We start from the raw sequence: 14,485 nt of genomic DNA, 5'->3' as shown, positions 1-14,485 counted from the left end.
CTCGTCCGCGCGGGGCCACATTATCCGGCCGAAGCGGCCGCGCGCCAATCGGCTAGAACCGCAGCGACAGGCAGGTCAGGCCGCCGTCCATCTTGCGGAACTCGCTCGTGTCGATCACGTGCAGCGGCATGCCGAGCGACGCGATCGCATCGTGAACGCGCGGATAACCGGCCGGCGTAATCAGCGTGCCGTTCACGCGTAGCGTGTTGCCCGCGTATTCGTCAGCGGCCGAGACCGTGATCCGGCGATAGCCGGCGAACGCCGGATGCGCGGCCAGCGCTTCGGTCACGAGCAGCGTGTCGTCGCCGAGCGCGTTGACGACCGACTTCAGGTGCAGCCCCGCGCCGACCGGTACCGCCACGACCGAGTAGCCGTAGCGCGACACCAGCGCCTCGAACGCGGCGATGCCTTCGGCGTCGGTGCGGCCCGTCAGGCCGATGTAGAAGCACTTGCCGACCAGCATCACGTCGCCGCCGTCGAGACGGCCGTCCTGCATCGGCAGCAGGTCGCGATGCGCGGCGAGTGCCGCTTCGATATGCACCGTCTCGCCGCGCCGCGCAGGGGCGCCGGGGCGCGTGATCACCGCGAATTCCGGCGTCACGACCGCGACGTCCTCGACGAAGTGCGAATCGGGGAACGCGTCCAGCGGCGGCAGCTCGGTCAGCGCGACGCCGAGCGTGCGCAGCGCGTCGCAATACGCATGAAACTGCGTAAGCGTCTTGTCGTAGTCGGGTGCGCCGAGTGCGGCAGTGGTCAGGCCCGCGCCACACGACGGTGCCGGACGGCGAACGATCGCTTGCGTGAATTGCATCGACTCCTCCATGGTCTGCGCCGCACCCTTGCGGCGCAAGGGCCCGCGGCGTTGTGTCCGGACCATTATCGGAAGCCAAATTGCGCAATTCGCGTCGATTTCGGCAGCGCCGACAGCCGATTGCGTCGAATTGCGCGCGGCACGCAGCGGATTCGGCAGAAGGCCGTCACGCGCCGGGCCCGAACCCCATCTGCGCTCGGCCCAGCACCGTCAGGTCGCCTTCGTCGCCACGCCCGTCGAAATCGACCTCGAAATGATCGGCCGGGAAATCGGGCGGACTCTCGCCGCGCACGAACGCGGACCGCTGACGCCGCAGGTATGCGTCGTTCTTCGCGCAGCCCGGCGCGGCCGCGATGTACATCACGTTGCTGTCGCCGCTGCCGCGGTGCGCATCCTCCACCGCATGCACGACGTCGCCGTGCCAGAACACCGCGTCGCCCGGCGCCATGTGCGGAATCGGCACCAGCGCGTCGAGCAGCAGCGCATGCCATTCGGGCCGGATCGACAGCGCGCGGCCGGGACGCGCGCCGCACAGGTCGTCGTCGGCGACGTCGTCCTGCAGCGCGCGCAGCACGACGTAGGCCATCGCGTTCGCGACCGGGATCAACTGCAGCGTGCCGTCGCCGGGCCCCTGCGGCGTCAGCGCGGTCCAGCCCTGGAACGTGCGGAACATCGAACAGACGGCCGGCGACGGAATCTCTTCCACGTCGGGACGGAACGCGGCGTCGAACGGATCGTAATCGCGCCAGCGACCGGCCAGCACGTGCCGGTAGACCTGCCGGAAGTTCGCCCCGAGCCAGCGCTCGACGGAGCCGCCGTCGACGTGCGGCGACAGCCCGAGCGACGTCGAACCGGGCGGCCGGCGGCGAATCCGGTCCGCATAGGCCGGCACCTGGTCCGGATCGAAATGCATGCGCACGGCATCCGCGTGCCGCCACAGGCGGTTCAGGAACACACGTGCCTGCGTCAGCGCCGGCGACTGGCGCGCGGCCACCTGCGGCTTCGACCAGTAGACGCCATAGATCTGCGGCTTGCCCGATGCGAGATTGCCGAAATAGCGGTCTTCGGCACGCGCATTCAACCGCTCGGCGAAGCGGTTCGCATCCAGATACGCACCGATCTCGTCGTTCCAGTCGCGCGCCTGATGCGCGTCGAATACGCCGCGGATCACGACCGCGCCGTGCGTGCGGATGGCGGCGATCGCGCGAGGATCGACGGTGCCGCCCGCGATATCCGCGAACGGCACGACCGGGATCACGTCATGGCCGTGCGCGTGCGCGCGGCGGATCGCCTCGACCTGCCGCGCGATGTCGCCCTCCAGTTCGCGAAACGACGCCGCGTAACCGGGCAGGTCGGCGCGCAGCACCCGTTTCGCCGCGCGAATCGCGGCCGGCAGATCGTCAATCGTCAGTTGCATCGTGGTCTCCTCGCTGAAGCGTATCGTGATGTGCTGTCAGCGTACGGCCGGTACGAGGCCGCCATCACCGCTATCCGGTCAACTATCGATACAATTCTGACAACCGCGCGTTACTCCGGACGATGACAGACCACGCAGAGCTTGTTGCCGTCCGGATCGCGAAAATAGGCGCCGTAGTAATCGCGGTGATAGTCCGGGCGCAGGCCCGGCGGCCCTTCGCAGGTACCGCCGTGCCGCAGCGCGAGCGCATGGCAGCGATCGACGAGCGCGCGGGCCGGCGCGACGAACGCGACCGTGTGCCCGTTGCCCGGTTCGGGCGCGCGGCCGTCGAGCGGCCGGCCGAAGAAGAACAGCGGCCGGTCGGCATCGGCCGGCATCCAGCCCGACCAGCCGTCCGGCTCGCGGAATTTCAGGCGCAGCCCGAGTGCCGCGAACAGCGGCGCGTAGAAATCGTAGGCGCGCGTCGTATCGCTGACGCCGACGCAAACGTGTGAAAACATGGCATCGCTCCGTGGTGACGATTGCGTTCTCGATCATGCCACGACGCGCTGCCCGCCCCTACCGGAGGCCGCGATGAAACCGCAGTACGAGCATGTGACGTTCTCGCCAGGCTGTTCGATCCGCGTGTATCACCGCCAGCTCGCGCGCATCCCGTTCGAATGGCATCGCCATCCCGAGTACGAACTGACGCTGACGCTCAACAGCCGCGGCCAGCGCTTCATCGGCGATCACGTCGCGCGCTACGCGGACGACGATCTCGTGCTCGTGCCGCCCAACCTGCCGCATACGTGGTCGTCGAACGCGCGCATCGATCGCGCGGCGCCCGAAGTCGCGCTCGTCGTCTGGTTCGACGGCGACTGGCTGCGGCGGCTGGCAGATTGCTGCCCCGAATACGCGCCGCTGCGCTCGCTGCTGCGTCGCGCGGCGCCCGGCCTGCGTTTCGACGTGGAAGCCGCCCGCGCGATGCGGGCGCGACTGCCGCGGTTGCTCGATCCGTCGCCGCGCGCACGGCTCGCGGCGGCGCTCGACACGCTCGCCGATCTCGCCGAAGCCGGCGGCTCGCCGCTCGCCACCGCGCACGCGTATGACCGGCCGGACGGCACGGCACCGTCCGCCGACGCGGCCGCGCCCGAAGCCGAACGCCTCGACCGCGTGCTCGATGCGATCGACCGGCGCTTTCACGAACCGCTGCGCATCGACGCGCTCGCCGCCGCCGCACACATGTCCGAGCGCACGCTGCAGCGCCTGTTCGTCCGGCATCTCGGCGAAAGCGTCGGCCGCTACCTGCAACGGCTGCGACTCGCGCACGCGTGCCGTCATCTCGTCGGCACCGACTGGCCGATCGCGACGGTAGCCGCGCGCTGCGGCATTCCGAACGCCGCGAACTTCAACCGCCAGTTCCTCGCCGCGCGCGGGATGACGCCGGGCGCGTACCGGCAGTTCTTCAAGCAGCACGGCCACGCCCCCGACGACGACGCGCCGGCACTCGATACCCGCCCGCCCTCGCTGGAGCGCCGCGCCAATTCACCGCACAAATGAAAACACCCCGACGGGCGGACCCGTCGGGGTGTCGTGGCGTTGCGATTGCCCGACGCGAGCGGCCTGCCGGCCGTTCGCGCCGCACACGACTTAACGTGCGTCGATCGGCTTCGCTTCGCGCGGCGTGTCGCCGATGAACAGCTGGCGCGGACGGCCGATCTTCTGTTCCGGATCGGCGATCATTTCGTTCCACTGTGCGATCCAGCCGACCGTACGTGCCATCGCGAAGATACACGTGAACATCGACGTCGGGATGCCCAGCGCGCGCTGGACGATGCCCGAGTAGAAGTCGACGTTCGGGTACAGCTTGCGCGACACGAAGTATTCGTCTTCCAGCGCGATCTTCTCGAGCTGCATCGCGAGCTTGAACAGCGGGTCGTCGTGCAGGCCCAGTTCGTTCAGCACTTCGTAGCACGTTTCGCGCATCAGCTTCGCACGCGGATCGTAGTTCTTGTACACGCGGTGGCCGAAGCCCATCAGCTTCACGCCCGAATTCTTGTCCTTCACCTGCTTGATGAATTCGGGGATGTTGTCCGGCGAACCGATCTGCTCGAGCATGTTCAGCGCGGCTTCGTTCGCACCACCGTGCGCCGGGCCCCACAGACATGCGATACCGGCGGCGATACACGCGAACGGGTTCGCACCCGACGAACCGGCGAGGCGGACCGTCGACGTCGACGCGTTCTGCTCGTGGTCGGCGTGCAGGATCAGGATACGGTCGAGCGCGCGGACGAGCACGTCGTTGACCTTGTACTCCTCGCACGGGTTCGAGAACATCATGTGCATGAAGTTCGCGCTGTACGACAGCGAGTTCTTCGGATACACGAACGGCTGGCCGATGCTGTACTTGTACGCCATCGCGACGAGCGTCGGCAGCTTCGCGATCATGCGGATCGCCGACACTTCACGGTGACGCGGGTCGTTGATGTCGAGCGAGTCGTGGTAGAACGCGGACAGCGCGCCGACCGCGGCGACCAGGATCGCCATCGGGTGCGCGTCGCGGCGGAAACCACGGAAGAAGAAGTGCATCTGCTCGTGCACCATCGTGTGCTTCGTGACGGTGTCGACGAATTCCTTCTTCTGCGCTGCGTTCGGCAGCTCGCCCTTCAGCAGCAGGTAGCAGCTTTCGAGGAAGTCCGCGTTCTGCGCGAGGTTGTCGATCGGGTAGCCGCGGTACAGCAGCTCGCCCTTGTCGCCGTCGATGTACGTGATCGCCGAATTACAAGCCGCCGTCGACATGAAGCCCGGGTCGTACGTAAACTTGCCGGTCTGGCCGTACAGCTTGCGGATGTCGATTACGTCCGGGCCCATCGTGCCCTTGTAGATCGGCAGTTCGACGCTCGGCGAGTTGTCGCTGAACGATAGCGTGGCTTTAACATCAGACGGAGTCATGGCACATCCTCAATCGAAATAAAGAAACGGGATTCGATAACGGGCACAGCGCGTTACACCTTGGCGTTACACGTTGCGCAGCATCTCCAACAGCCGGTGAATATCCGGGCTGTCTAGGTCGCCCTCTGGTTCCTTGCGCGCGAGGAGCAAGTCCATCAGGTCGTTGTCGCTCAGATCGAGCAGGCGCGACAACGCGCCTACGTCTGCATCGGTGAGGTCATGCTCGTATCTGCCGAAGAAACGCTCGAATACGATATCGTTTTCCAGCAGACCCCGCCGCGCGCGCCAGCGAAGGCGCGCGCGACGGTGCGGGTCGGATTGATGCGAATCGTCGCTCATTGCAACCCGGCCTTAAACCGCGCGGCGGACCATCAGTTCCTTGATCTTGCCGATCGCCTTCGTCGGGTTCAGGCCCTTCGGGCAAACGTCGACGCAGTTCATGATCGTGTGGCAACGGAACAGACGGTACGGGTCTTCCAGGTTGTCGAGACGCTCGCCGGTGGCCGTGTCGCGGCTGTCCGCGATGAAGCGGTAAGCCTGTAGCAGGCCGGCCGGGCCGACGAACTTGTCCGGGTTCCACCAGAAGCTCGGGCACGACGTCGAGCAGCTCGCGCACAGAATGCACTCGTACACGCCGTCGAGCTCGTCGCGTTCTTCCGGCGACTGGAGACGTTCCTTCTCCGGCGGCGGCGCGTCGTTGATCAGGTACGGCTTGATCGAGTGGTACTGGTTGAAGAAGTGCGTCATATCGACGATCAGGTCGCGCACGACGGGCAGGCCCGGCAGCGGACGCAGCACGATCTTCTGCGGCAGGTCGTTCAGGTTCGTCAGGCACGCGAGACCGTTCTTGCCGTTGATGTTCATCGCGTCCGAACCGCACACGCCTTCGCGGCACGAACGGCGGAACGACAGCGTCTCGTCGACGGCCTTCAGCTTCACCAGTGCGTCGAGCAGCATGCGCTCATGCTGGATCTCGAGCTCGTACGTCTGCATGCGCGGCGCTGCGTCCTTGTCCGGATCGTAGCGGTAGACTTCAAAAATGCGTTTTGCCATTTCGGATTCCTTTGACTCGGCTTAGAACGTGCGCGGCTTCGGCGGCACGGATTCGACCGTCAGCGGCTTCATTTGAACCGGCTTGTAGTCGAGGCGATCGCCTTCGCTGTACCACAGCGTGTGGCGCAGCCAGTTCTCGTCGTCGCGATGCTCGTAGTCGCTGTGTGCGTGCGCGCCACGGCTTTCCTTGCGCGCTTCCGCCGACACCATCGTGGCGCGCGCCACTTCGATCAGGTTCTCCAGCTCGAGCGCTTCGACGCGCGCGGTGTTGAACACCTTCGACTTGTCCTTCAGGTGGATGTTGTCCACGCGCGCCGCCAGGCCGGCCATCTGCTCGACGCCTTCCTTCAGCAGCGCCGACGTGCGGAACACGCCCGCGTGCTTCTGCATCGTCGCGCGGATGTCGTTCGCGACGTCCTGCGTGTATTCGCCCGACGTCGACTTGTCGAGCTTGTTCAGGCGCGCCAGCGAGAATTCGCCTGCATCGGCCGGCAGCGGCTTGTGTTCCTTCTGGTTCTTCACGTGCTCGACGATGTGGTTGCCGGCCGCACGGCCGAACACCACGAGGTCCAGCAGCGAGTTCGTGCCGAGGCGGTTCGCGCCGTGCACGGACACGCACGAGCATTCGCCCACTGCGTAGAAGCCGTTGACCGGTTCCTTGTGATCGCGCGACGTGCCGACGACCTGACCGTGGATGTTGGTCGGGATGCCGCCCATCTGGTAGTGGATCGTCGGGACGACCGGGATCGGTTCCTTGATCGCGTCGACGTTCGCGAACTTCAGCGCGATTTCGCGGATCGACGGCAGACGCTTCATGATCGTCTCGGCGCCGATGTGCGACAGGTCGAGCAGCACGTGATCCTTGTTCGGACCGACGCCGCGACCTTCCTTGATTTCCTGGTCCATCGAACGCGACACGAAGTCACGCGGCGCCAGATCCTTCAGCGTCGGCGCGTAGCGCTCCATGAAACGCTCGCCGTTCGCGTTGCGCAGGATACCGCCTTCGCCGCGCACGCCTTCGGTGATCAGCACGCCCGCGCCGGCCACGCCGGTCGGGTGGAACTGCCAGAACTCCATGTCCTGCAGCGCGATGCCCGAACGCGCGGCCATGCCGAGGCCGTCGCCGGTGTTGATGAACGCGTTGGTCGACGCCGCGAAGATCCGGCCTGCGCCGCCCGTCGCGAACAACGTCGTCTTGCCTTCCATGATGTAGACGTCGCCCGTCTCCATCTCGAGGGCCGTCACGCCGAGCACGTCGCCTTCCGCGTCGCGGATCAGGTCGAGCGCCATCCATTCGACGAAGAACTGCGTCTTCGCTTCGACGTTCTGCTGGTACAGCGTGTGCAGCAGCGCGTGACCGGTACGGTCGGCGGCCGCGCACGCGCGCTGGACCGGCTTCTCGCCGTAGTTCGCGGTGTGGCCGCCGAACGGACGCTGGTAGATCGTGCCGTCCGCGTTGCGGTCGAACGGCATGCCGAAGTGCTCGAGTTCGTACACGACGTTCGGCGCTTCACGGCACATGAATTCGATCGCGTCCTGGTCGCCGAGCCAGTCGGAACCCTTGATCGTGTCGTAGAAGTGGAAGTGCCAGTTGTCTTCGCTCATGTTGCCGAGCGACGCACCGATACCGCCCTGCGCGGCCACCGTGTGCGAGCGCGTCGGGAACACCTTCGACAGCACGCCGACCGACAGGCCCGCGCGCGACAGTTGCAGCGCTGCGCGCAAGCCCGAGCCGCCCGCGCCGACGATCACCACGTCGAACTTGCGGCGCGGCAGGTTAGTTTTGATTGCAGCCATTCTTTACACTCTCCAGAGAATCTGCGCGGCGTAGCCCGCACATGCGAGCAGCCAGACGATGGTCAGCGATTGCAGCAGCAGGCGCACACCGACGGGCTTCACGTAGTCCATCCAGATGTCGCGCACGCCGACCCATGCGTGGTAGAAGAGGGAAAGCAGCATCACGAAGGTCGCGAGCTTCATCCATTGCGCGGCGAAGATCGATGCCCAGCCTTCGTACGAAAAATCGTGCGCGCCGAAGAACAGGACGAGCAGAATGACCGTGTAGACCGCCATGATGGTGGCGGTGATGCGCTGCGCGAGCCAGTCGCGCAGGCCGTAGTGAGCGCCGACGACGAGGCGCTTCGAGCCGATTCGGTTATTGGCTGCCATTTTCTTAGAATGCTCCGAACAGTTTGAGTGCCATGGCGATCGTCAGCGCGATCGAGACGACAAAGACGACGACGGCCGTCCGCTTGCCGCCTTCCTTCGTGACGGCGTCGTGGTTGACGTCCATCAGCAGGTGGCGAATGCCGGCGCAGAAATGGTGGAAGAAGGCCCACGACAGTGCGAGGACGATCAGCTTGACGATGATGTTGGAGAGGAAAGCCTTGAAGACTTCGAAGCTGAGCTCGGACGTGAGGCTCTGGTCGAAGAGGAACAGCAGGAACGGCAGGAACAAGAACAGCAGCGCGCCGCTGACTCGATGGAGAATCGACAATATCGCCGCCAGCGGCATGCGATATTTCATCGTGATATCGCCGAATCCGATGTTCCGGTATTCCGGCCTCGGCTTTCTTACTGCATCAGTCATGCTAGACCCCTACTATGTTGTCACACTAATCCGCGATTTTAGCGCCTTTTTATATCGCGCTGCAGCGAAAGTCTGCTCTGGATAGTTGCGCGAACACGAACAAAGGCGGCCCGAAACGTGCTTCGCGAGCGTGGGAATCGCGAACGCACTCGGCTTGAGCCGAAGCTGCTCAACTCAAGTCATTCTGATAGTAGTACCCGGTTGTGACATACCAGCCGCGACGCACTTCCACCGGCCGGTCCCCGTATGTATAGGACACGCGCTCGACCGACAGCAACGGGAAACCCGCGGGCACATGCAGCAGGTCCGCCACCGACGGCTCCGCCGCGACCGCGCGGATCTTCTCCGTCGCGCGGATCATCCGCGTGCCGAATTCCGTCTCGAACATCGCGTAGAGCGGCCCCTTGTACTCGCTCAGCCGCTCGAACGTGAGCCCGCGGAACATCGCGCCCGGCAGCCAGATCTCGTCGAGCACCGTCACTTCGCCGTCGAACTCCAGCAGCCGGCGCACCTGCACGACCGGGTCGGCCGGCTTCAGGTCGAGCTGCCGCGCGATCTCCGCCGGCGCACGCAGGCGGCGGCATTCGAGCAGGCGGCTCACGTGCGGGTGTTCGGCGCCGTCGTCGGCCAGCAGACGCAGGAAGCGGAACTGCGCGCGATCCTCGTTGTGCGTTGCAACAAAAGTACCCTTGCCCTGCCGCCGGACCACGAGGTTTTCGGCGGCCAGCTCGTCGATCGCCTTGCGAACGGTGCCCTGGCTGACCTTGTAGCGGGCCGCGAGCTCCACTTCGCTCGGAATGATCTCGCCCGGCTTCCATTCGCCGGATTCGAGACTTTGCGTGATCAATGACTTAATCTGCTGGTATAACGGGCTGAACGTCGGCGACGGCGACGCCGCGGGCGAAGGTGCGGGATCGCCCGCGCCCGGCTGCCCTGGGCCGCCTGCGCCGGTCTGATTCGCGGTATTCGCCTGGTTCGATGTCATGGCGCGCATTTCATCACAAACCGCACTTTTTCGTCCACTCAATTTCCGCAAAACATCTGTCTTATATAAGACATATGATACCGTTTGACTTTGCGCGTGACGGCTCCTACACTCCCGGTCGAGCAAGGGTTCGCGGGTGCAACAGCGCGTCCCCGGCTACGTGCCACGGCCGTCTCCAGGTTCACCGCGTCTGCCATCGCGAGTCCTCCGCCCTGCTTCAATGCAACGCTACGCACAACGCGCATAGAATGGCGTTTTCGCTCGCGTCCAACGCTTCATCCGTCCTGGAGATTTTCAATGGCTAAGCCCGCAAAGCGCGTTGCCGTCACCGGCGCCGCAGGTCAAATCGCTTACTCCCTGCTGTTCCGCATCGCGAACGGCGACCTGCTCGGCAAGGACCAGCCGGTCATCCTGCAACTGCTCGACCTCCCGCAAGCCCAAGCCGCCGTCAAAGGCGTCGTGATGGAACTCGACGATTGCGCGTTCCCGCTGCTCGCGGGCGTCGTGATCACCGACGATCCGAAGGTCGCATTCAAGGATGCCGACGTCGCGCTGCTGGTCGGTGCACGTCCGCGCTCGAAGGGCATGGAGCGCAAGGACCTGCTGTCGGCGAACGCTGAAATCTTCACAGTTCAGGGCGCCGCGCTGAACGAAGTCGCGAGCCGCGACGTGAAGGTGCTGGTCGTCGGCAACCCGGCGAACACGAACGCCTACATCGCGATGAAGTCGGCGCCGGATCTGCCGAAGAAGAACTTCACGGCCATGCTGCGCCTCGACCACAACCGCGCGCTGTCGCAGCTCGCCGCCAAGTCGGGCAAGCCGGTCGCGTCGATCGAGAAGCTCGCCGTGTGGGGCAACCACTCGCCGACGATGTACCCGGACTTCCGCTTCGCGACCGCCGAAGGCGAATCGCTGCTGAAGCTGATCAACGACGACGTGTGGAACCGCGACACGTTCATCCCGACCGTCGGCAAGCGCGGCGCGGCGATCATCGAAGCGCGCGGCCTGTCGTCGGCGGCGTCGGCGGCCAACGCGGCGATCGACCACGTCCGTGACTGGGTGCTCGGCACGAACGGCAAGTGGGTCACGATGGGCATCCCGTCGGACGGTTCGTACGGCATCCCCGAAGACATCATCTACGGTGTGCCGGTCGTCTGCGAAAACGGCGAGTACAAGCGCGTCGAAGGCCTGGAAATCGACGCGTTCTCGCGCGAGAAGATGGACGGCACGCTGGCCGAGCTGCTCGAAGAGCGCGACGGCGTCGCCCACCTGCTGAAGAACTAAGCATCACGCGCCGGTGCCGGGCGGCCCTCGGGCCACCCGGTTTCGGCCCGGGCCGGCCAGCCGCCGGCCCGGCCGAACGATCCGATCCGCGCACGTTTTGCCGCCCCGCGCCCACGGCGCACCGGCCCAGAACCTGCCCGAATCCGATTTTCTCCACGCTGACACGCTCCCCTGACGTCGAACAGATGGCCGCGCTCACTCCTGCACAAGTGCTGTACGACGGGGCGTCCCCGCCCGCGATCCTGCCCTGCTGCGATCATTACGCGGGCAGCGAAAAGCTGATGCGCAAGTCGCTCGCGCTGCAGGCCGAGCTGGGTCCCGTATTCGACATCACGCTCGACTGCGAGGACGGCGCCGCCGTCGGCCAGGAAGCCGCGCATGCGGCGCTCGTCGCCGACCTGCTCGGCAGCGACGAGAACCGCTTCGGCCGCGTCGGCGTCCGGATCCACGACTTTTCCCACCCGCACTGGCGCGACGACGTCCGCATCGTGCTGCGCGCCGCGCGTGCACCGGCCTACATCACGCTCCCGAAGATCGCGGCCGCGGCCGATGCCGCGGAAATGACCGCATTCATCGAAGGCACGCGCCGCGAGCTCGGCATCGCGCAGCCGATCCCGGTGGACGTGCTGGTCGAGACGCACGGCGCGCTGGCGCAGGCGGCCGCGCTCGCCGCGCTGCCGACGGTCGGCACGCTGAGCTTCGGTCTGATGGACTTCGTCTCCGCGCACCATGGCGCGATTCCCGATTCCGCGATGCGCTCGCCCGGCCAGTTCGACCATCCGCTCGTGCGCCGCGCGAAGCTGGACATCGCCGCGGCCTGCCACGCGCACGGCAAGACGCCGTCGCACAACGTGACGACCGAGGTGCGCGACATGGGCGTCGTGGCCGGCGATGCGCGCCGGGCGCGCGACGAATTCGCGTTCACGCGGATGTGGAGCATCCACCCCGCGCAGATCCGCCCGATCGTCGACGCGTTCGCGCCGCGCACCGACGAGGTCGCGCTGGCCGCCGAGATCCTGCTGGCCGCGCAGGCGGCCGACTGGGGCCCGACGCGCCACGGTGATACGCTGCACGATCGCGCGAGTTATCGCTATTACTGGTCGGTGCTGCGCCGTGCGCGCGCCACCGGCCAGCCCGTTCCGGCCGAGGCCGCGCCGCTGTTCGGCCCGGCCGCCGCGGGCGGCGCGCCTTGAGCGCGCGCCGCCGGCCGAACCACGCGTTTCATGCATTCGCCGGGACGCAAGCCGGACAGAGGTTTGCGAAACGACAAAAAACGTAACGGAGCCCGAAAACCTGATATCTGCGCGGCCAAATAGGTGAAAATAGCGGCCGCTGCGCGCTTTCGGGGCGCGTGCAGTTTCAAACCGGCCGGCGGTTTCGATTGCCGGCCCTTGTCAACTGATTATCGAAAGGTTCTGACTCCATGAAGAAACTCCTGATCGCTACCGCCATCGGCGCCTTGTCCGCCACGATGCTGGTGTCGGCTCCGAGCGCGTTTGCCCAGGGTACGGCCACCACGACCGCGAAAAAAGCCACGGCCAAGCGCCCGGCACCGGCCAAGCGCATCATCCCGCGCAGCAAGAAGGCGCAGGCGCGCGCAGCGGCCAAGGTCGATCCGGTACCGGACGGCGCGGTCAAGTGGTCCTGTAAGGAAGGCCTGTCGTTCGATCTCGCCGGCGACATGAAGCGCGACCAGGTCGTCACGGTTCACTGGGCGAAGAAGAACTACAAGCTGCCGCGTCAAGCCACGACGACGGGCGCCGACACGTTCTACGATCCGGCAGCAGGCTTCAAGCTGGTCGTGATCCCGACCAAGGCGATGCTGTTCTCCGACGCCAACGGCGGCGAGCGCCTCGCGGACGAGTGCGTGACGCCGGAAATGGCGCAAGGCACGCCGGCACCGACGCAGTCGAACGAACTGAAGCCGGCAACGAACTAAGCGCGTTCCCCTCGGCCCCTCGATGTCCGCCCCGGTCTCCAACGTCCGCCCTGCTCCGGATACGGTACTCGTCGATATCGTCGACTACGTGCTGAACACCGGTATCGACAGCGCGCTCGCGCTGGAGACGGCGCGTCATTGCCTGATCGACACGCTCGGATGCGGACTCGAGGCGCTGTCCTACCCTGCCTGCACCAAGCTGCTCGGCCCCGTCGTGCCCGGCACGATCGTGCCGAACGGCGCGAAGGTGCCCGGCACGTCCTTCCAGCTCGATCCCGTCCAGGCCGCATTCGACATCGGCGCGATGATCCGCTGGCTGGACTTCAACGACACCTGGCTCGCCGCCGAATGGGGCCATCCGTCCGACAACCTCGGCGGCATCCTGGCGACGGCCGACTGGCTTTCCCGCACGGCCGTCACGGCCGGCCGGAAGCCGCTCCCGATGCGCGACGTGCTGGTCGCGATGATCCAGGCCCACGAGATCCAGGGCTGCCTCGCCCTCGAGAATTCGTTCAACGCGGTCGGGCTCGACCACGTGCTGCTCGTGAAGGTCGCGTCCACGGCCGTCGTCGGCCGGCTGCTCGGGCTCACGCGCGACGAGCTGATCAACGCGGTGTCCAACGCGTTCGTCGACGGCCACGCGCTGCGTACCTACCGCCACGCGCCGAACACCGGTTCGCGCAAGTCGTGGGCGGCCGGCGACGCCACGTCCCGCGCGGTGCGCCTCGCGCTGATCGCGAAAACGGGTGAAATGGGCTACCCGTCGGCGCTCACCGCGCAAACCTGGGGCTTCTACGACGTGCTGTTCGGCGGCAGGCCGTTCCGCTTCCAGCGTCCGTACGGCACGTACGTGATGGAAAACGTGCTGTTCAAGATCGCGTTCCCCGCCGAATTCCATGCGCAGACGGCCGCCGAGGCCGCGCTGCAGTTGCATGCGCGGCTCGCCGCGGCGGGCCGCACGACCGACGACATCGGCCGGATCACGATCCGCACGCATGCGGCCGCGATCCGCATCATCGACAAGCAGGGCCCGCTCGCCAACCCGGCCGACCGCGACCACTGCATCCAGTACATGGTCGCCGTGCCGCTGCTGTTCGGCCGGCTGACCGCCGCCGACTATGAAGATTCGGCCGCGGCGGACCCGCGCATCGACGCGCTGCGCGCGAAGACCGTGTGCGTCGAGGATCCGCAGTTCACGAAGGATTATCACGATCCGGACAAGCGATCGATCGCGAATGCGCTGACGATCGAATTCACGGACGGATCGAAGCTTGCCGAAGTGGCGGTCGAATACCCGCTCGGCCATCGGCGGCGCCGCACGGACGGCATCCCGCTCCTGGTCGACAAGTTCAGGACCAACCTCGCCCGCCGTTTCCCGGCCAAGCAGCAACAAGCGATTCTCGACGTGTCGCTGGACCAGGCAAAGCTCGAAGCGATGCCGGTCGATCAGTACGTCGATCTGTATGTGATTTAGC

Annotated in this window: 15 protein-coding genes; 5 read left to right on the top strand and 10 right to left on the bottom strand. The window is 66.1% G+C overall.

Features of this window, described 5'->3' with window-relative positions; translation table 11 throughout:
• Positions 1-52: 52 nt before the first annotated feature.
• From WJ12_RS25140 to WJ12_RS25130, 3 genes are all read right to left on the bottom strand, one after another.
• Complete coding sequence (locus WJ12_RS25140; protein WP_034185982.1) at positions 53-811, bottom strand: dimethylarginine dimethylaminohydrolase family protein; 759 nt, start codon at positions 809-811, stop codon at positions 53-55.
• Positions 812-977: 166 nt separating this feature from the next.
• Entirely contained in the window at positions 978-2,228 is a 1,251-nt protein-coding gene (locus tag WJ12_RS25135) for a DUF1479 domain-containing protein (protein WP_049030376.1), read from the bottom strand.
• Between the two features lie 110 nt (positions 2,229-2,338).
• A complete protein-coding gene (locus WJ12_RS25130; protein ID WP_034185795.1) occupies positions 2,339-2,728 on the bottom strand; it encodes a VOC family protein in 390 nt (129 codons plus the stop codon).
• Positions 2,729-2,801: 73 nt separating this feature from the next.
• Here WJ12_RS25130 and WJ12_RS25125 point away from each other — a divergent pair, with 73 nt between their 5' ends.
• On the top strand, positions 2,802-3,767 hold the full coding sequence (locus WJ12_RS25125) for a helix-turn-helix domain-containing protein (RefSeq protein ID WP_059558668.1): 966 nt from the start codon (positions 2,802-2,804) through the stop codon (positions 3,765-3,767).
• Positions 3,768-3,857: 90 nt separating this feature from the next.
• Here the strand turns inward: WJ12_RS25125 and gltA are convergent, their stop codons facing one another.
• The 7 genes from gltA to WJ12_RS25090 all read right to left on the bottom strand — a co-directional run bounded on the left by gltA (position 3,858) and on the right by WJ12_RS25090 (position 9,796).
• Positions 3,858-5,159, bottom strand: a complete 1,302-nt coding sequence (gltA, locus tag WJ12_RS25120; protein ID WP_034185794.1) for a citrate synthase — start codon at positions 5,157-5,159, stop codon at positions 3,858-3,860.
• Between the two features lie 66 nt (positions 5,160-5,225).
• Positions 5,226-5,498 carry an FAD assembly factor SdhE gene (locus WJ12_RS25115; protein WP_011548107.1) on the bottom strand — a complete coding sequence of 91 codons (273 nt, stop codon included), beginning with the start codon at positions 5,496-5,498 and terminating at the stop codon, positions 5,226-5,228.
• Between the two features lie 12 nt (positions 5,499-5,510).
• Positions 5,511-6,212 (bottom strand): succinate dehydrogenase iron-sulfur subunit, encoded by a 702-nt coding sequence (locus WJ12_RS25110; RefSeq protein ID WP_011658352.1) that lies wholly within the window; start codon positions 6,210-6,212, stop codon positions 5,511-5,513.
• Positions 6,213-6,233: 21 nt separating this feature from the next.
• Positions 6,234-8,009 (bottom strand): succinate dehydrogenase flavoprotein subunit, encoded by a 1,776-nt coding sequence (sdhA, locus tag WJ12_RS25105; protein ID WP_034185793.1) that lies wholly within the window; start codon positions 8,007-8,009, stop codon positions 6,234-6,236.
• A gap of 3 nt (positions 8,010-8,012) precedes the next feature.
• On the bottom strand, positions 8,013-8,381 hold the full coding sequence (gene sdhD / locus WJ12_RS25100) for a succinate dehydrogenase, hydrophobic membrane anchor protein (RefSeq protein WP_011355745.1): 369 nt from the start codon (positions 8,379-8,381) through the stop codon (positions 8,013-8,015).
• Between the two features lie 4 nt (positions 8,382-8,385).
• Positions 8,386-8,802, bottom strand: a complete 417-nt coding sequence (gene sdhC / locus WJ12_RS25095; RefSeq protein ID WP_034185792.1) for a succinate dehydrogenase, cytochrome b556 subunit — start codon at positions 8,800-8,802, stop codon at positions 8,386-8,388.
• A gap of 169 nt (positions 8,803-8,971) precedes the next feature.
• A complete protein-coding gene (locus tag WJ12_RS25090; protein WP_080287700.1) occupies positions 8,972-9,796 on the bottom strand; it encodes a GntR family transcriptional regulator in 825 nt (274 codons plus the stop codon).
• 288 nt (positions 9,797-10,084) lie between these two features.
• Between WJ12_RS25090 and WJ12_RS25085 the strand changes: the two genes are divergently transcribed.
• The 4 genes from WJ12_RS25085 to WJ12_RS25070 all read left to right on the top strand — a co-directional run bounded on the left by WJ12_RS25085 (position 10,085) and on the right by WJ12_RS25070 (position 14,484).
• Positions 10,085-11,071, top strand: coding sequence for a malate dehydrogenase (locus tag WJ12_RS25085; RefSeq protein ID WP_006754984.1), 987 nt, complete (start codon positions 10,085-10,087; stop codon positions 11,069-11,071).
• A gap of 185 nt (positions 11,072-11,256) precedes the next feature.
• Positions 11,257-12,264 carry an HpcH/HpaI aldolase/citrate lyase family protein gene (locus WJ12_RS25080; protein ID WP_059558362.1) on the top strand — a complete coding sequence of 336 codons (1,008 nt, stop codon included), beginning with the start codon at positions 11,257-11,259 and terminating at the stop codon, positions 12,262-12,264.
• Positions 12,265-12,494: 230 nt separating this feature from the next.
• A complete protein-coding gene (locus tag WJ12_RS25075) occupies positions 12,495-13,010 on the top strand; it encodes a hypothetical protein (RefSeq protein WP_034185790.1) in 516 nt (171 codons plus the stop codon).
• Between the two features lie 22 nt (positions 13,011-13,032).
• On the top strand, positions 13,033-14,484 hold the full coding sequence (locus WJ12_RS25070) for a bifunctional 2-methylcitrate dehydratase/aconitate hydratase (protein ID WP_059558364.1): 1,452 nt from the start codon (positions 13,033-13,035) through the stop codon (positions 14,482-14,484).
• Position 14,485: the final 1 nt, after the last annotated feature.

The organism is Burkholderia seminalis, assembly GCF_001718535.1.
Classification (GTDB): Bacteria; Pseudomonadota; Gammaproteobacteria; order Burkholderiales; family Burkholderiaceae; genus Burkholderia; species Burkholderia seminalis.
This window is presented reverse-complemented; position numbering and strand designations above follow the sequence as displayed.